The 15840-nt window shown below is 63.3% G+C and carries 16 protein-coding genes and 1 riboswitch; of the genes, 2 read left to right on the top strand and 14 right to left on the bottom strand.

All coding sequences use genetic code 11. From position 1 onward, the window contains the following. Nucleotides 1-26 precede the first annotated feature (26 nt). The 10 genes from DN611_RS04125 to DN611_RS04075 all read right to left on the bottom strand — a co-directional run bounded on the left by DN611_RS04125 (nucleotide 27) and on the right by DN611_RS04075 (nucleotide 9562). Nucleotides 27-647 (bottom strand): D-Ala-D-Ala carboxypeptidase family metallohydrolase, encoded by a 621-nt coding sequence (locus DN611_RS04125; protein ID WP_119310711.1) that lies wholly within the window; start codon nucleotides 645-647, stop codon nucleotides 27-29. Further along, complete coding sequence (locus DN611_RS04120; protein WP_021749732.1) at nucleotides 644-832, bottom strand: hypothetical protein; 189 nt, start codon at nucleotides 830-832, stop codon at nucleotides 644-646. The genes DN611_RS04125 and DN611_RS04120 overlap by 4 nt, the downstream gene beginning before the upstream one ends. Nucleotide 833: 1 nt before the next feature. Beyond that, nucleotides 834-1169 (bottom strand): hypothetical protein, encoded by a 336-nt coding sequence (locus DN611_RS04115; protein WP_025544507.1) that lies wholly within the window; start codon nucleotides 1167-1169, stop codon nucleotides 834-836. A 35-nt stretch (nucleotides 1170-1204) separates the two neighbouring features. Next, nucleotides 1205-1501 (bottom strand): hypothetical protein, encoded by a 297-nt coding sequence (locus tag DN611_RS04110; RefSeq protein WP_021749730.1) that lies wholly within the window; start codon nucleotides 1499-1501, stop codon nucleotides 1205-1207. A gap of 27 nt (nucleotides 1502-1528) precedes the next feature. Then, nucleotides 1529-1945, bottom strand: a complete 417-nt coding sequence (locus DN611_RS04105; protein WP_025544504.1) for a putative ABC transporter permease — start codon at nucleotides 1943-1945, stop codon at nucleotides 1529-1531. Between the two features lie 300 nt (nucleotides 1946-2245). Next, on the bottom strand, nucleotides 2246-5791 hold the full coding sequence (gene nifJ / locus DN611_RS04095) for a pyruvate:ferredoxin (flavodoxin) oxidoreductase (protein WP_119310710.1): 3546 nt from the start codon (nucleotides 5789-5791) through the stop codon (nucleotides 2246-2248). Nucleotides 5792-5968: 177 nt separating this feature from the next. Then, nucleotides 5969-7132 (bottom strand): UxaA family hydrolase, encoded by a 1164-nt coding sequence (locus tag DN611_RS04090; RefSeq protein WP_021749725.1) that lies wholly within the window; start codon nucleotides 7130-7132, stop codon nucleotides 5969-5971. Between the two features lie 16 nt (nucleotides 7133-7148). Next, nucleotides 7149-7439 carry a UxaA family hydrolase gene (locus DN611_RS04085; protein ID WP_021749724.1) on the bottom strand — a complete coding sequence of 97 codons (291 nt, stop codon included), beginning with the start codon at nucleotides 7437-7439 and terminating at the stop codon, nucleotides 7149-7151. A 45-nt stretch (nucleotides 7440-7484) separates the two neighbouring features. Further along, on the bottom strand, nucleotides 7485-8465 hold the full coding sequence (locus DN611_RS04080) for a 2-keto-3-deoxygluconate permease (protein WP_021749723.1): 981 nt from the start codon (nucleotides 8463-8465) through the stop codon (nucleotides 7485-7487). A 323-nt stretch (nucleotides 8466-8788) separates the two neighbouring features. Further along, a complete protein-coding gene (locus DN611_RS04075) occupies nucleotides 8789-9562 on the bottom strand; it encodes an IclR family transcriptional regulator (protein ID WP_021749722.1) in 774 nt (257 codons plus the stop codon). A gap of 264 nt (nucleotides 9563-9826) precedes the next feature. Between DN611_RS04075 and DN611_RS04070 the strand changes: the two genes are divergently transcribed. Continuing rightward, entirely contained in the window at nucleotides 9827-10720 is an 894-nt protein-coding gene (locus DN611_RS04070) for a dihydrodipicolinate synthase family protein (protein WP_025544502.1), read from the top strand. An 85-nt stretch (nucleotides 10721-10805) separates the two neighbouring features. Here the strand turns inward: DN611_RS04070 and DN611_RS04065 are convergent, their stop codons facing one another. The 4 genes from DN611_RS04065 to dapA form a co-directional block, all read right to left on the bottom strand. After that, entirely contained in the window at nucleotides 10806-11756 is a 951-nt protein-coding gene (locus DN611_RS04065) for a ComEC/Rec2 family competence protein (protein ID WP_021748597.1), read from the bottom strand. Nucleotides 11757-11917: 161 nt separating this feature from the next. Next, a complete protein-coding gene (gene dapD / locus DN611_RS04060; protein WP_021748598.1) occupies nucleotides 11918-12619 on the bottom strand; it encodes a 2,3,4,5-tetrahydropyridine-2,6-dicarboxylate N-acetyltransferase in 702 nt (233 codons plus the stop codon). Then, a complete protein-coding gene (gene dapB, locus DN611_RS04055) occupies nucleotides 12619-13338 on the bottom strand; it encodes a 4-hydroxy-tetrahydrodipicolinate reductase (protein ID WP_021748599.1) in 720 nt (239 codons plus the stop codon). The genes dapD and dapB overlap by 1 nt, the downstream gene beginning before the upstream one ends. After that, nucleotides 13335-14222 carry a 4-hydroxy-tetrahydrodipicolinate synthase gene (dapA, locus tag DN611_RS04050; RefSeq protein ID WP_036629911.1) on the bottom strand — a complete coding sequence of 296 codons (888 nt, stop codon included), beginning with the start codon at nucleotides 14220-14222 and terminating at the stop codon, nucleotides 13335-13337. The genes dapB and dapA overlap by 4 nt, the downstream gene beginning before the upstream one ends. A 121-nt stretch (nucleotides 14223-14343) precedes the next feature. Further along, a riboswitch (Lysine riboswitch) is annotated at nucleotides 14344-14511 on the bottom strand. Nucleotides 14512-14688: 177 nt separating this feature from the next. Here dapA and DN611_RS04045 point away from each other — a divergent pair. Continuing rightward, nucleotides 14689-15789, top strand: coding sequence for a M20 metallopeptidase family protein (locus DN611_RS04045; protein ID WP_036628267.1), 1101 nt, complete (start codon nucleotides 14689-14691; stop codon nucleotides 15787-15789). Nucleotides 15790-15840 lie beyond the last annotated feature (51 nt).

The following is a 15840-nucleotide window of genomic DNA, read 5'->3' as shown; positions in this document are numbered from 1 at the left end:
TGGAAACTCTATATTTTAATAATGTATCAGGTCCGCTCCTCCAGCTTTGCAAAGCGGTACAACACCGCTGCCAGCTGCTGCCGGGTGACGGGCTGGGAGAGCATCAGGTTCCCCGCCTCGTTGCCCTGCAAAAGGCCGTTTTCCACGGCCCAGGCCACTGCTTCCTCCGCATACGCGCTGGGGATGTTGTCCATGACTGCTTCCTCCTTGGGCCGCCAGCCGGGCCAGCCGGAGACGGCCACCTCCCGTCCGCTCCGCTGGTCCCATCTGGCTCGTGCGGTCCGGGTGTCCACATGGGTGAAGGTCTGATAGACGCCGATCCCACCGTGTCCGCCCAGATAGTATTCCGCTATCTGCCCCACCAGCAGGGGCGAGGCACCGCTCACCTGAATATCCGCCGCCCTGCCCAGCAGGTGCTGGCTGGCTCTGGCGCCGCCCACCTTCTGATTGTAAGAAGCGGTGCGGTACCCGCTGTTGACGGTCACCGCCCCGCAGGCGGCAGTGCGGATCCGCTCCAGCAGCTCCACCAGATCCGTGTCGATCTTCACCAGGTCTGCCCCGTCCCGGCAGGCGAACTCCCGCACCCGGAAGTGGGGGGACAGCAGCTTGTCCCCCTCCCGGGCAAGGCTGTATGTCCCCACGCTCATTCCCTGGCCCGCTTTTCCGCCTGCGTGCCAAAGTAAAAAGCGATCACCACGGTGAACACGGTCAAGAACTGCTCCGCGGTCACCCGGCCCGTTCCGGCCATGGCAGCAAATACCGCCGTCAGAATCACCGTCACCAGACTCTTCACCGTCAGCAGGCTGGCCAGGCGCTGTGTCAGTAGCTCCATCTCAGTCCTCCTCCGTCAGCACATCGCCCCGCAGGCGGTATCGCTTTCCGGCCATATAGACATAGGCGGTCTCCTGGCCCATGTCCACGTCCACCGTGCGGCCGTTCACCACATGGACCTTTTCCAGGCTGCCCACACCGTGGTCCAGAATGCCCCAGCCGTTGGCCTCGTCCGGCGTCTCTCCCGCCCGGGTCTCCAGCAGCTCCCGGGCGGAGAAGAGATTGCGGGTGGGGTCCAGGGTGAGCCCGCACCCCAGCTCCTTCAGGGCCTTGTTGGCCTCCTCCAGAGTCTTCTCTCCTCTGGTGTAATCGTACAGCACTTCCTCCAGGGTTTTCATCTTATGTACCATCCTCTCTCCGGGTCCTGCCCGGCTCAAATTTTACTGACGCTGTGGGCCGCCTCGCTGCGGACGAAGCCGATATACGCCGTGCGGGCCGTCTCCGCTGCACGCATGGCCTCCTCCACGTCGCCGTTGGTATGTTGACCCGCCAACTTTTTGGCCGTGGTCAGGGACAACGAACAGGTGGCGTACATCAGATCCATAGCCAGCCTGCTCTCCGTAGCCCGGCGCGCCGCCCGGGCATCTGCCCGCCTGGCACTCTTCCGGGAGCGGTATTCCGCCCCAGCCGCCAGTACGGTAGCCGCCCCGGCGATCAGCGCGCAGAGCACCTCCGTTCCGATCCTGCATCCCTCCTCTCAGATCCAGCGGTAGTGGGGCCGCTCCTCTTGGAACAGCCAGTGCCGCATCCAGTCGAACAGCACGATGGCGGTCCCCGCCAGCACCACCCACAGCAGGGCGTACTTCAGGCACACCTGTCCCCACAGGTTCCCCGGCAGGCGGGAGTAGTCCCAGATGTCCAGCTTCAGCCAGACGTTCAGGATCAGCCCGGCTCCCAGCTCCGCCAAGGTAATGACGCTGCCCCCGATCAGCGCCTGGAGCCACAGGGGCCGCTCCCAGGCCATGTGCTCGTTGGCCAAATCTAGCGGCAGACTCAGCATCGCCGCCAGCAGAAACATGCTCCAGTGGGTGTGCCCCCGCCAGATCAGCTCCACCATGCAGTAGAGATCCCCGCCCATCAGCGACAGGATCAAGGCCTTGTGCCATCTCTTCACGTTCGTGTCCTCCCTGCTCTGAAATTCGCTTGGCTTCAACCGCTATCGTGCCTTTCCGGCGGCTCCGCTATGCATAGCCGGAGCCGTCAACCATATCCTTTATTTCCCGGCCGGCGCGCACGGCGGCGTGCAACGCGGCGGAAATTTCTTTTCCCGCCTTCCTCTCTTCCAGGTTATATGCATCTCTCCCTCCGCTCACCACAAAAAGCGCCGCGGGCAGGAATGCCCGCAGCGCAGAGAAAACGCCCCGGCGCCGTAACCGGCGCCGGGGCATCTGTATTTGATCTGTTCCTTCGGAAATCAGTCCTCCGCCATCTTGCGGTACTTCTGGTACCGGGCCTTGACGTCGGCGATCTCCTTCTGGTACAGGGCGTCCGCCCGCTCGGGGAAGTTGTTCTTCAGAGAGGCGAAGCGGTTCTCGCCCATGAGGAAGTCCATGAGCTTGTCAGTATCGGGCGCGGGAGAGTCCAGCTGGAAGGGGTTCTTGCCCTCGGCGATGCGCCGGGGATCATACCGGTACAGGTGCCAGTAGCCGCACTCCACCGCCTTCTTCATCTCGTCCTGGGTACAGCTCATGCCGGCTTTGATATGCTGCTCCAGGCAGGGGCAGTAGCAGATGACGATGGCGGGGCCGGGATAGGACTCCGCCTCCCGCAGGGCCTTCAGGGTCTGGGCCTGGTCATAACCCATGGCCACCTGGGCCACATACACATAGCCGTAGGTCATCAGGATGGCGCCCAGGTCCTTCTTGGCCACCTGCTTGCCGCCGGCGGCGAACTTGGCCACGGCGGAGGTGGGGGTGGACTTGGAGGACTGGCCGCCGGTGTTGGAGTACACCTCGGTGTCCAGCACCAGCAGGTTCACATCCCGGTTCTGGGCCATGACGTGATCGATGCCGCCGAAGCCGATGTCGTAGGCCCAGCCGTCGCCGCCGATAGCCCAGATGGACTTCTTGGAGAGATACTCACGGTTCTCCAGGATGTAGGACACATCTTCGGTCTGCTCGCACTTCTCCAGGGCGGCGATCAGGGCGTCGGACACGGCGCGGGACTTCTCTCCGTCGTTCCAGTTGTTGATGTAGTCCTCGATCTCCGCAGGGGCGATGCCGGCGTCCTTCATGCTCTCCAGCCGGATCAGCAGCTCCTTGCGGATGGCATCCTGAGCGTGGAAGAAGCCGTAGGCGAACTCGGCGTTGTCCTCAAACAGGGAGTGCTCCCAGGCGGGGCCGCGGCCCTGGCTGTCCTTGCAGTAGGGCAGGATGGGCGCGCCGCCGGAGATGGCGGAGGAGCAACCTGCGGCGTTGCCCGCGTACATCCGGTCGCCCACCATCTGGCTCAGCAGCTTGATGTAGGTGGTCTCGGCGCAGCCGGCGCAGGCGGCGGAGAACTGGAAGTACGGCTTGGCGAACTGCATGTTCTTGACGGTCTTGCTGTTGATCACATCCTTCTTCAGGTACTTGTCGTTCATGGCGACCTCGTCGAAGTTCGCCTGTTCGGACTTCATCTCCTCGAAGGGGGTCATCACCAGGGCGTCCGCCGTCTTGTCGCTCTGATTGGCCGGGCAGGCGGTCAGGCACACGCCGCAGCCCAGGCAGTCATAGGGAGAGACCTGCATCCGGAAGAAGTAGCTGGGGGCGTCCTTGCCCAGGCCCTTGGCGGGCACGGTCTCAAAGGACGCGGGCACCTGGGCCTTCTCCTCCTCGGCCAGCAGCACGGGCCGGATGGCGGCGTGGGGGCAGCACATGGCGCAGCGGTTGCACTGGATGCAGCTCTCCGCGTTCCACTTGGGCACCTTGGTTGCCACGCCCCGCTTGGAGAAAGCGGAGGTCCCGTTTTCCCAGGTGCCGTCCAGCACGCCGTGCTTCTGGAACACAGACACAGGCAGCTTGTCGCCCTGCTGCCGGTCCATGGGCAGCACGATGTCACGGACAAAGGCAGAGGCGTTCTTGGGCTCGGCCATGGGAGTGTCAGGCGCGTCCGCCCAGGAGGCGGGGATCTCCACCTTCACAGCGGCGCTGATGCCCAGATCCACGGCCTTGTCGTTCAGATCCACGATCTTCTGGCCGGCCTTCTTGAAATAGGAGTTGTAGTTGTTCTTCTTCATGTCCTCCACGGCCATATCCAGGGGGATGACCTTGGTCAGGGCAAAGAAGGCAGCCTGAAGGATGTTGTTGGTCCGCTTCTCGCCAAGGCCCACCTGCACCGCCAGCTTGGCGGCGTCGATGATGTAGAAGTTGGCGTGCTTCCGGGCCAGGTCCCGCTTCATCTTGCCGGGCAGGCGGGTCTCCAGCTCCTCCGCGCTCCAGGGGCAGTTCAGCAGGAAGATGCCGCCGTCCTTCAGATCCTCGGTGGTGTCGTACTTGTTGACATAGGTGGGGGCATGGACCGCCACAAAGTCCGCGGAGGACACCAGATAGGTGGAGCGGATAGGCTCGTCACCGAAGCGCAGATGGCTCTGGGTCAGGCCGCCGGACTTCATGGAGTCATAGGAGAAATACGCCTGTGCGTACTTGTTGGCCACCAGGCCGATGGTGGAGATGGCGTTCTTGTTGGCGCCCACCGTGCCGTCGCCGCCCAGGCCCCAGATCTTGCAGGAAACCTCGCCGGGATGAGGCAGCTCCACCTCCTTGTAGTCCAGAGAGGTGTGAGTCACGTCGTCGTTGATGCCGATGGTGAAGCTGTTCTTGGGATTCTCCAGCTTCAGATTGTCATACACGGCGATGAACTGGCCCGGGGTGGTGTCCTTGGAGCTGAGACCGTACCGGCCGCCCACCACACGGATGTCGCCGCGGCCCGCCTGATTCAGGGCGGTGACCACGTCCAGATACACGGGCTCGCCCACGGAGCCGGTCTCCTTGGACCGGTCCAACACGGCGATCTTCTTCACCGTGGCGGGGATGGCCGCTGCGAAGTGCTTCACGGAGAAGGGCCGGTACAGGTGGATCTGCACCATGCCCACCTTGCGGCCCTTGGCGTTCAGGTAGTCCACGGTTTCCTTCACGGCCTCGCTGGCGGAGCACATCACCACGATGACCTCCTCCGCGTCAGGCGCGCCGTAGTAGTTGAACAGCTTGTAGTCCCGACCGGTGAGCTTGTTAATCTCGTCCATGTAATGCTGGACCGTGTCAGGGATGGAGGCGGCCTTGACGTTGGCGCCCTCCTTGCACTGGAAGTACACGTCGGGGTTCACGTTGTTGCCCCGGTTGGTGGGGTGCTCCGGGTTCAGGGCGTGGCGGCGGAACTCCTGCAGGGCCTCCTGGTCTACCAGAGGACGCAGGTCCTCATAGTCCAACGCCTCGATCCGCTGCATCTCATGAGAGGTGCGGAAGCCGTCGAAGCAGTGCATGAAGGCGTACTTGCCGCTGATGGCGGACAGGTGGGCCACCGCGCCCAGGTCCATGGCCTCCTGGGGGCAGGAGGACATCAGCATGGCGTAGCCGGTGGTGCGGCAGGTCATGAAGTCGGTGTGATCGCCGAAGATAGAGTGGTGGTTGCTGGTCACCACGCGGGAGGCGATGTGCATGACGCTGGGCAGGAATTGGCCGCCCATGGCGTACATGGCTGGGATCATCAGCATCAAACCCTGGGAGGATGTAAAGGTGGTGGTCAGAGCGCCGGCCTGCAGGGAGCCGTGGCAGGTGCCCGCGGCGCCGGCTTCAGACTGCATCTGGATGACGTCCACCGTGGAGCCGAACAGGTTCTTCCGCCCCTTGGCGGACCACTCGTCCACCTTCTCCGCCATGGGAGAGGACGGGGTGATGGGATAGATCGCCGCGACCTCTGTGAACGCGTATGCCACATGGGCCGCGGCCGTATTGCCGTCCATGACGGCAAATTTCTTTTTCATCGGTATACTCATCTCCTGTTATAAAATGCGCCGCATTTCCCTGCGGCGATCCCGCCCGGCAGATGGGTGGGTGCTTGTGAAAAGCCGCGGCGGCACGATAAGGGGGGATTTGCATATCGTACCGCCGCGGCTGCATGATGGATTCTCTTTACTTCTATGCGCGACGTCCAGCAGAGCTTACACGAAGTTGCACACGCGAGCGATGGCCATCTCGGTATAACCCAGAGACTCGGCCTTGGTCTGCTTGCCGCAGGCCACTTCCTGCGTGAGCTTCAACAGCTCCTGCCCCAGCTCCTCGATGGTCTTGGTACCGTAGATCAGGGGAGAGGCATCCACATCGATGTTGTCAATCATATTGGCGTAGGTCAGCTTGTTGCCGGTGATCTTGATGACGGGGGCCAGGGGATTGCCGGTGGGGGTGCCGCGGCCGGTGGAGAACACCACAATCTGGGCGCCGCCGGCCACCATGGCCGCCACAGAGGAGGGGTCGTTGCCCGGGGTATCCATGATGACCAGGCCCTGCTTGGCCTCCACCTGCTTGGCGTAGTCATAGACCGCCATGACAGGGCTATGGCCGCCCTTGTGGATGCAGCCCAGGGACTTCTCCTCCAGGCAGGTCAGGCCGCCGGCCTTGTTGCCGGGAGAGGGGTTGCCCTCACGGACTTCCTCGCCCACCAGGCGCAGGGAGTCCTCATAGCGGTGGACGATCTCAAAGATGCGGTCGTGAACCTCCTTGTTGATGGCGCGGCGGGCCAGCAGGTGCTCGGCGCCGATGAACTCAGTGGTCTCAGACAGGATGGAGGTGCCGCCCTCCTTGACAATCAGGTCGCTGAGCTGGCCGATCAGGGGGTTGGCCGCCAGGCCGCTGGTGGGGTCAGAGCCGCCGCACTCCGTGCCGATAATCAGCTCGGACATGGGGAACTCCTCCTTCTGCAGCAGGGAGGCCTCCTCCACCATCTCCTTGGCGTAGCGGACGGCCATGTCGATGGCCTTCAGGGTGCCGCCGGCCTCCTGGATGATGACCTGCTTCAGGGGCTTGTTGGTGCGCTCCTGGATGGCCTTCACCACCAGGTCCATCTGGCAGTTCTCGCAGCCCAGGGACACCACCACGGTGCCGTAGACATTGGGGTTGGCGGCATAGCCGGCCATAACGTCCATGGTGAACTGCTGGTCGGGAGCCACCTGGGAGCAGCCCAACTGGTTGTTGAAGGTGACGGAGCCCACCACCTGCTGGGAGATGATACGGGTGGTATCAGAGGCGCAGACACTGGCAGGCAGGATCAGGACCTTGTTGCGGACGCCCACGCGGCCGTCCGGACGCTTGTAACCGTAGAAATTCATACTCGTATCCTCCTTCTCAGCCCTTGCTGTCCAGGTTTTCCCGGTGCTCTTCCAGGTTGTGGCAGTGCACGTGCTCGCCGGCCTTGATGTCCCGGGCCGCCAGGCCGATGTGCTCGCCGTACTTGACGATGGGCTGGCCTTTGGCGATGTCGCAGGCAGCCAGCTTGTGATAGATGGTGATGTCCTCCGCCGCAGTCAGGCGCTTCTCCTCGCCCGCGCACATGTAGGTGACGGTCTCGCCCTTCTTCACGGGCTCGATGGCGACCACCACGTTGTCCACGGGCTCAACGATCATGCCGTTCAACATAATGTAATACTCCTTTCGTTCCTCAACGAATATGTGTAATGGGGATCAGTGCTTCTCAAACAGGGCTTTCTGTGCCTCGTCTTTCGGGAACTTGGGGCAGCCGAACTTCTTGGCCCACCAAGAGGTAATGATGGGGACCAGAATGGCGGTCAGGATGGCAGACGCCGCCACCTGAGAGGTGGCCACATCCGCCCACTGCGCCCAAGAGGGATCCGCCTCGGCGATAACGGCGGGCACTGCCACGGCGTTGCCTGCGGTGGTTGCCACAGCCCAGCCGGCATAGCCGGGACGGCGGCTGATGAAGCGGTCGCACAGCACAATGAAGGCGCCGCCGATGAGGCAGGTGACAAGGCCCAGCAGAATGCCCTGCGCGCCGCCCTTGGCGATGTTGGTCAGGTTCATGCCAGCGCCCAGGCAGAAGCCCACAAAGGGCAGCAGGATGGTGCCGGCGGGGGCCAGGAAGTCAGACAGGTCCTTGTCGATGTTGCCCAGGATCATACCCACCAGGATGGGGCCGATAGCAGCCACAAGGGCCATGAAGGGGATATCGGCCAGGCCGCCGATGCCCATAGCGATCATGGTCAGCATGGGGCCGTCGTTGATGGCCAGCAGAGGCATGGCCGCCTGGTCCACGGTGTCACCGTAGGAGTTCATCAGGGCCAGATAGATGGAGCCGTTGGAGTTCGTGACGGCGGAGATGATGGCCAGAGAGCTCAGGCCCAGCACACCGGTGGGGCCGAACACCTTGCCCACCACAATGCCGATGGCGGCGCCGATGACGAACTTGGAGATCAGCAGCACACCGCCCCGCTTGACAACGCCGCCCATGTCCCGGACCCGCAGCGTGGTGCCCAGGCAGAACAGCTGGATACCGATGGCGGTGTTGGCGCCGGCACTGGTGAAGACGGCGGTGGTGAAGGAGCCGATGTTGGTGACCTCCGGAAGGAAGGTATTGATAATCGCGCCGAGCAGCATCGGGACGACCATCATACCTGCGGGGATCTTTTTCAGGAATCGCATGATCATGGTCTTTCTTCCTCCTCAATTTGTTTGCTGGGGGGGCAGAGGGCCTCTCCCCTGGCCATTTGCGAGCATTCCCCGCATGAGCGGCCGATCATGCGGGCCGTCACACCAAAGGGATTTATCTTAAAAAAGCCCCGTTGTCAGGGACTCTGGCCACGGATCCTGTCCCAGCCGCCGGACGGCTCTGGGACCGCACACAGATCTCCGTGCAAGAGGGACACCAAGACAGACTCTTGTCAGCGCGGCGCCCTTTTCTGTTCCTTATGTCGAACTCAGTTCTTATTTTGGAATTTTCGGTCGCATTATATCATGCCGTTCCCAGTTTGTCAATTCTCAGACAAGCCAAAGTTTCGCGTTTCGGCCAGCTTTTCGATCTCCGCCTGGGCAGTCAGGAGACTGCGGCGGACCAGCTCGATCTTCTCTTCCCGGCAGCGGAACAGCGGTACGGAGATGCTGAGAGCCGCGAACACCGTTCCCTTCCGCCGCAGCGGCGCGGCCCAGCAGGCCAGCTGGTCCGTGGATTCCTCCCGCTCCATAGCCAGTTCCCCGCGCCGGACCGCCTCCAACTGGGCCAGCAGGGTCTCTACATCCGTGATGGTCTGCTCTGTCAGCCGGGGCAGGCCCCCGGCATACAGCGCCCGCACCTCCTCGTTCGTCAGGCCGCTGAGCAGAGCCTTACCGACGGCAGTGGCGTTGGCCGGCAGGCGGGTCCCCACCCAGGAAATCAGCCGGATGGGCTGGGGAGAATCCTCCCGCGCCACATACAGCACCCTGTCTTGGTCCAGAATGCCCATCTGGCATGTCTCCTGGCATTTGGAAGCCACCTCCTTCATCACCTGGGTAATGGGTGCCAGCCCCCGGTCCGCCGAGAAGGCCGCTCCCAGCACCAGCGCCCGGGGACCCATAGTATACCGGCCCGTCCCATCGTCCTGCCGGAGGTAGCGCCGCTCCTCCAGCGTATGTACGATGGGAAACAGGCTGCTCTTCGGGGCATCCAGGGCCTGTGACAATTCTGTCAGCGTCAACCCCTCCTCTGAGCCGGACAGGCTCTCCAGAATATCCAAAACCCGGGCTGTGGCCCGATGCTGTCCCTGTGTCATATCATGCTCCTTCCACGCCGGCGCTCTCCGCCGCCGATTGATTTCTCCAGGCCGATCATATCAGATGCCGCTTCGTTTGACAAGCGGGCATGCGCCGCCGCCCTGTTTTCCAACCGGCGGGATTTTACCAGATCTTCTCTTGACATTCAGCGCCGTTTTGTTATACTAAAGCCTGTTTTTCGCGCCCCGCCCGTGCGTTTTCAAAATCTTACCCCGCAGGTTTGGAGCCAGCGGTCCCGGGGCCGTATGAAGGAGGACTTTTCTATGAACGCAGCATATCTGACGCCGGCCATCACACTCTTCAACGAGGATGGCACGCTGGACCTGGCCAGCCAGGAGCGTCTGTTCAACAATCTCATCGACCAGGGCGTAGACGGCATCCTGGTGGAGGGCAGCAGCAGCGAGTTTTTCGCCATGCCCATGAACCAGCGCCGGGAGATGGCCAAATTCGCCATCGAGAAGATCGACCACCGGGTGAAGCTGATCATCGGCACCAGCCACATGGTAGCGGACGAGATCATCAGCTTTTCCAACTTCTGCCTGGACGCAGGAGCCGACGCCGTTATGATCCTGCCGCCCTACTACTTCCACTTCGGCCCCTCCGCTCTGCTGCAATACTATGACCGCCTGGCCGAGCAGATTCACGGCGATATCTACATCTACAACTTCCCTGACAACACCGGCTACACGATCCCGCCTGAGACGGTGCTGGCTTTGGCCAAGATGCACCCCAACATCGTGGGCATGAAAGACACCGTTCCCGGCATGGACCACACCCGGGAGCTCATCAAGGTCGTCAAGTCCCAGATCCCCCAGTTCGAGATCTACTCCGGCTTTGACGACAACTTCGCCCACAATGTACTCTCCGGCGGCAACGGCTGCATCGGCGCCCTCAGCAACGTGGTGCCGGAGATCTGCGCCGCCTGGGTCCGCGCCTTCCGGGAGAACGACCTGGCCGGCATCGCCAGAGGCCAGCAGACCATCGACCGTCTGATGGACCTGTATGCCATCCGCAGCCCCTTCCTGCCCGTCATCAAGGAGGCCTGCCGCCTGCGGGGCATCGCCGCCACCAGTGCGGGCACCTTCCCCATGCCCAGCGCCACGGTGGAAGATGACGCCAGAATCCTGGAGCTGCTGAACCGGGAGGGCGTGCAGTAATCTGCTCCCCCCCTGAAGCCGCACCGCCCCAGCCGCCGTTTTCAAAACGGCGGCTGGGGCGGTCTCTTTTTTATCAGAGAACTCCTCATGGCAGCTCTATATGGACGGACGTGTGGAACACCGGCTCCACCAGGCCGGGGATCTCCACCGCATCGGTGAAATGGACATCTTCCGTGAATTCCTTCAGCAGGGAGACGATATAAGGATGGGGCCGCTCGTCCGGACGTCCGGCGGCCACGCAGACCACGGCGGCTTTCGGCTGGAGCAGCCGCAGCAGCTTCCGGGTGGTGGAGGACAGGGAGGCATGGTGGGGCACCTTCAGGATGTCGCAGGGGGTGGCGGTCTGCGTCTCCCACATGTGGGCGTAGGCGTCGCCCCCCAGAACGATCTCCTTCCCATGGTAGTACAGCCGCTGGCGCAGGCTGGAGACGTTCATGGACTTTCCCCAGTGAATCAGGTCATAGCCGTTCCGCTCCCCCCGGAAGGCGGCGTCGTACACCGCTCTCTGCCGGGGGTACAGGGCGGGCTCGCCGAACAGGATGTCCATGGTGAGGTCGTCCGTCAGCCGGAGACACTCCATCCGGTCCCCCGGCAGCTCCTTGATCCGGCCGATCCGGTCTCCGTACCGCCGCAGGGGGCCGGCGTACAGGTCCATACACCGCAGCACGTTCCGCGCTGCCTTGGGCAGGCCGTTGTCTCCGTCCGGGTCCAGCGGGCCGGAATCGGCGGGGGGCGCATAGGGGGTCAGCAGCTCGCCCACAGTGACGGTCTCCAGCACCCGGCCCAGACCACCGATGTGGTCCCGGTGGAAGTGGGTGACCAGCAGGATATCCAGATGCGCCACACCTTGACTTCGCAGGAAATCCCCGGCAAAGATCCGGCAGGAGCGGGGGTCCTCCACCGGCGGGTGGTCGTCCCGCTCCAGGCTGTCGTGGCCGCAGTCCACCAGCATGGAAAAACGCAGTCGTTCCCCCTCCATCTCCCGGACCAGGATGGAGTCGCCGTTGCCCACGTTGATGAAGTCCAATACCAGCATGTCCAGCCCCCCTGTTCGATTGTTGCTATTACAATATCACAAGGCGCCGCCCCAGGCAATCGAAACCGCAAACGATTGCCGCCAAATTTTTGTCTTAAATTTTGACGTTCTGATAAAAGGGACCCTGCGGCACAACGCCGCAGGGCCGCTTCTTCTCCAGTTCACAGGCTCCGCAAGGCGTCCACCAGGGCGGTCTTTCCCTCCGTCCGGGCGTCCTTCATCTTGATGATCCTGGCGGGGGTTCCGGCCACCACCGCGTTGGGAGGGACGTTCTCCGTCACAACAGCGCCCGCGGCCACCACAGCCCCGGCGCCGATCCGCACCCCCTCGATCACCACGGCGTTGGCGCCCACCAGGACGCCGTCCTCCACCACTACCGGGGTGGCGGAGGCGGGCTCCACCACCCCGGCCAGCACGGCTCCGGCGCCGATGTGGCAGTCGTCTCCCACCGTGGCCCGTCCGCCCAGGACAGCCCCCATGTCGATCATGGTGCGTTTGCCCACCACAGCACCGATATTGAGGATGGCCCCCATCATGATGACGGCACCCTCGCCGATCTCCACCTTCTCCCGAATGATGGCCCCGGGTTCGATCCGGGCCTTGAGATCTTTCAGGTCCAGCAGGGGCACGCCGGAGTTCCGGCGGTCGTTCTCCACCACGCAGTCGGTGATCTTCTCCCGGTTGTCCTCCAGGATGGGCGCCAGCTCGGCCCAGTCCCCAAAGACGATGCGGCTCTTTCCCTCACCGAACACTTCAGCGGATCCGAAGTCCACCGGAGCCGACAGGTTGACGTAAATCTTTACTGGGGTCTTCTTGGGGGAATCTGCGATATAGTTGATGATTTCCTGTGCATTCAAAGCCATCACGCTCCAAACAAGATTTTTTGCAGGTCATAGACCCCTTTGGGCCGCCCAGGCAGCAGCCGGGCGATGTGCAGGGCCCCGTTCACAAAGATCTGGCGGCTGGCAGCCCGGTGGGTCAGCTCCAGTTCCTCATCCGGCCCAAAGAAATGGACCGTGTGGGTCCCGGCCACGGTGCCGCCCCGGAGTGCGTGGATGCCTACCTCATCCTTCTCCCGGCGGCCGCAGTTCCCCTCCCGGCCATACACCGGCCGCAGGCGGTGCTGGGGATCGACAGCTTCCAGCAGCAGCTTTGCGGTGCCGCTGGGGGCGTCCGCCTTCTGGCTGTGGTGGGTCTCGGTGATCTCGATGTCAAAATCCGGCCCCAGCACCGGGGCGATGACCTGCAGGGCCCGGGCCAGCACCGCCACCCCCAGGGAGTAGTTGGCGCTCCACAGCACCGGGGCCGCAGAGCCCAGGGCAAAGAGACTCCCCTTCTCCGCCTCCGTATACCCGGTGGTTCCAGAGAGGAGTGGCGTCCCCGTCCGGCGGACATAGGAGGCGACCTCCGGCAGAGCCTCCGGGCGGGAAAAATCCATCACCACGTCCGCTACACGCCCCAGTCTGCCCAGCTGGCCCAGATCGTCCCGGCCGAAGACGGCCTCAATCTCATCCCCGGCGGCCGCAGCGGTCTCCCGGATCAGCGTCCCCATTTTGCCCCGGCCGATCAAAATGATCCTCACAGCAGTCCCGCCTCCTCCAGCGTCCGGCGGAGTGTGGCGGCGTTGGCCTCCCCCATCTCGCACAGGGGCAGCCGCATGGGACCCACGTCCAGCCCCATCATATTCATGGCGGCCTTCACCGGGATGGGGTTCACCTCCAGGAACAGGTCGTTCATCAACTGCAGGTACCGCAGGTGGTTCTCCAGGGCCCGGGCATGGTTCCCGTCCAGCCAGTCCGCCACGATCTGGCGGCACATGGCGGGCATCACGTTGGCGTAGACGGAGATGACGCCGCTGCCGCCGATGCTGAGGATGGGCACAGTGATGTCGTCGTTGCCGGAGTACAGGGCGAAATCCGGTCCCACGCAGCGAGCGATCTTCATGGCGTAGGACATATCGCCGCTGGCTTCTTTGATGCCGGCGATGTTGGGGTGCCGGGCCAGCCGTTCCACCACGGAAACCGGGATGGAGCAGCCTGTACGGCCCGGCACATTATAGAGGATGCAGGGAATGTCCACCGCGTCCGCCGTCTCGGCGAAGTGGCGGTACATCCCCTCCGCGTTAGCCTTGTTGTAGTAGGGGGAGATCAGCAGCAGGGCATCCGCCCCCATGGACTGGTACAGCCGGCTCTTCTCGATCTGGGTGACAGTGCAGTTGGAGCCGCTGCCCACCATCACCGGCACCCGGCCGTCCACCACCCGGATGGTGTGCTCCACCACAGCGGCATCCTCCTCATGGCTCATCGTGGAGTATTCGCCGGTGGTGCCCAGGGTCAGGATGCCGTCGGTACCGGCGGCGATCTGCCGCTCCAGCAGCTCTGTCAGCATATCGAAGTTGACGCTGCCGTCCTGGCGGAACGGGGTGACCATGGCGACAATGGAACCTTGCAGATGTTCAAATTTCATGTGAGTGTCCTCCGTCTTTCTTTTTGTCCGTTGGTTGAAGCAACAAAAAAGTCGGTAGAGACACGCCCCTACCGACAGCTCTTTCACACCTCTGCACCCATGCAAAAAGCGGAGTTCCCTGTAAGCGGATAGCGCCCCCGCGGAAAATTCCGCGGACAGTCCCGTGGGTATTCCCCACGGACCCACCCCCTGCCCATACCTGACCAGGGAGTTCGGCGGACTTGCCTCCCCCACGATCCTCGCCCGTCGGCTCCCATGGTCTCGTCGCATCCGCGCCTCTATCTCATTTTCTGGTATCATACCATTACATTCTCCCTTTTGGCAAGGGAAAAAACGGAAAAAAGCGCGTCTGGCAGTCCCGTTTCCTTGTCAAAAGGGACGAAAAATCCCGGTTCCTCTGGTCACCCGACCGTGTCTGTGGTATGATATGATTATTAATGTCATCTCAGAAGGGGAGGTCCTGTCCATGTCCGCCGTCGATTACCGCCGTGCCCTGCACCGCATCCCGGAGCTGGATAACCAGCTGCCGGAGACGGTTCAGCTGGTCCAGCGCATTTTGGCCCCGCTGCCCTGCCGGGTGTTCTCTCCCATCACCGGCAGCGTCTGCGCCTGGTTCGACGCAGGGAAGAGCGATGCCGTGGCATTTCGGGCGGAGCTGGACGCGCTTCCGGTGACGGAGGCCACGGACCTGCCCTACGCCTCTGTCCATCCCGGGCGGATGCATGCCTGCGGCCACGATGCCCACACCGCCATGGTCCTGACCCTGGCGGAGTATGCGGCGGAGCATCTGGCCGAGCTGCCCCGGAACGTGCTCTTCCTCTTCCAGCCGTCGGAGGAGACCACCGGCGGCGCCGGAAAGCTGTGTGAGAGCGGCGTGCTGGAGCGCTACCGGGTCCGCCGGATCTTCGGCCTGCACCTGTGGCCCGGCCTGGAGGCCGGGACCATCGCCTCCCGCCCCGGCCCGCTGATGGCACGGTCCAACGAGGTCACCGTCACCGTAGAAGGCCGCAGCGTCCACATGTCCCGGGCGGACGAGGGGCTGGACGCCCTGACGGCGGGCATCTCCTACCTCCAGCGGGCCTATGACATGATGGAACAGCTGCCCCCGGACCAGCCCCGGGTGCTGCGGTTCGGCAAGATGGTCTCCGGCACAGTCCGGAACGCCATCAGCGGCCGCACCGTGCTGGAGGGGAGCCTGCGCACCTACCGGGAGGACACCTTCCGTTTCTGCCGTCAGCAGCTGAAGGACATCGGCCGGTCCGTGGCAGCGGAGACCGGCTGCAGCCTGGACGTCCACCTCAGCGAGGGTTACCCCGCCGTGTGGAACCACGAAGAGCTCTATCAGAAGATCGCCGCCCAGCTGGGCGATAACGCGCCGACCCTCATGGAAAAGCCGGTGCTGGCGGCGGAGGACTTCTCCTTCTACCAGCAGTATGTGCCGGGGCTGTTCTTCTTCCTGGGCACCGGGGATACCCCCCAGCTTCACGCCCCGGACTTCACCTTTGATGACGAGGCCGTTCTGCCCAGGGGCGTGGAATTTTTGAAAAAGCTGCTGATGCTGCCGTGAGGACAGGCTCATACGCAAAAGGCCGCCGGAGGGGATCCCCTCCGGCGGCCC

The sequence above is a fragment of the Oscillibacter sp. PEA192 genome (assembly GCF_003574015.1).
Lineage (GTDB): Bacteria > Bacillota > Clostridia > Oscillospirales > Oscillospiraceae > Oscillibacter > Oscillibacter welbionis.
The sequence above is the reverse complement of the archived record's forward strand: the minus strand, read 5'-3'. Positions and strand labels throughout refer to the sequence as shown.

Coding starts and splice junctions, on each gene's coding strand:
- dapD (WP_021748598.1), bottom strand. CDS start 12,619: ATGGCTTTGAATGCACAGGAAATCATCAACTATATCGCAGATTCCCCC.
- DN611_RS04115 (WP_025544507.1), bottom strand. CDS start 1,169: ATGAAAACCCTGGAGGAAGTGCTGTACGATTACACCAGAGGAGAGAAG.
- DN611_RS04085 (WP_021749724.1), bottom strand. CDS start 7,439: ATGTTGAACGGCATGATCGTTGAGCCCGTGGACAACGTGGTGGTCGCC.
- nifJ (WP_119310710.1), bottom strand. CDS start 5,791: ATGAAAAAGAAATTTGCCGTCATGGACGGCAATACGGCCGCGGCCCAT.
- DN611_RS04075 (WP_021749722.1), bottom strand. CDS start 9,562: ATGACACAGGGACAGCATCGGGCCACAGCCCGGGTTTTGGATATTCTG.
- DN611_RS04065 (WP_021748597.1), bottom strand. CDS start 11,756: ATGCTGGTATTGGACTTCATCAACGTGGGCAACGGCGACTCCATCCTG.
- DN611_RS04125 (WP_119310711.1), bottom strand. CDS start 647: ATGAGCGTGGGGACATACAGCCTTGCCCGGGAGGGGGACAAGCTGCTG.
- DN611_RS04090 (WP_021749725.1), bottom strand. CDS start 7,132: ATGAATTTCTACGGTTACAAGCGTCCGGACGGCCGCGTGGGCGTCCGC.
- dapA (WP_036629911.1), bottom strand. CDS start 14,222: ATGAAATTTGAACATCTGCAAGGTTCCATTGTCGCCATGGTCACCCCG.
- DN611_RS04045 (WP_036628267.1), top strand. CDS start 14,689: ATGTCCGCCGTCGATTACCGCCGTGCCCTGCACCGCATCCCGGAGCTG.
- DN611_RS04070 (WP_025544502.1), top strand. CDS start 9,827: ATGAACGCAGCATATCTGACGCCGGCCATCACACTCTTCAACGAGGAT.
- DN611_RS04080 (WP_021749723.1), bottom strand. CDS start 8,465: ATGATCATGCGATTCCTGAAAAAGATCCCCGCAGGTATGATGGTCGTC.
- DN611_RS04120 (WP_021749732.1), bottom strand. CDS start 832: ATGGAGCTACTGACACAGCGCCTGGCCAGCCTGCTGACGGTGAAGAGT.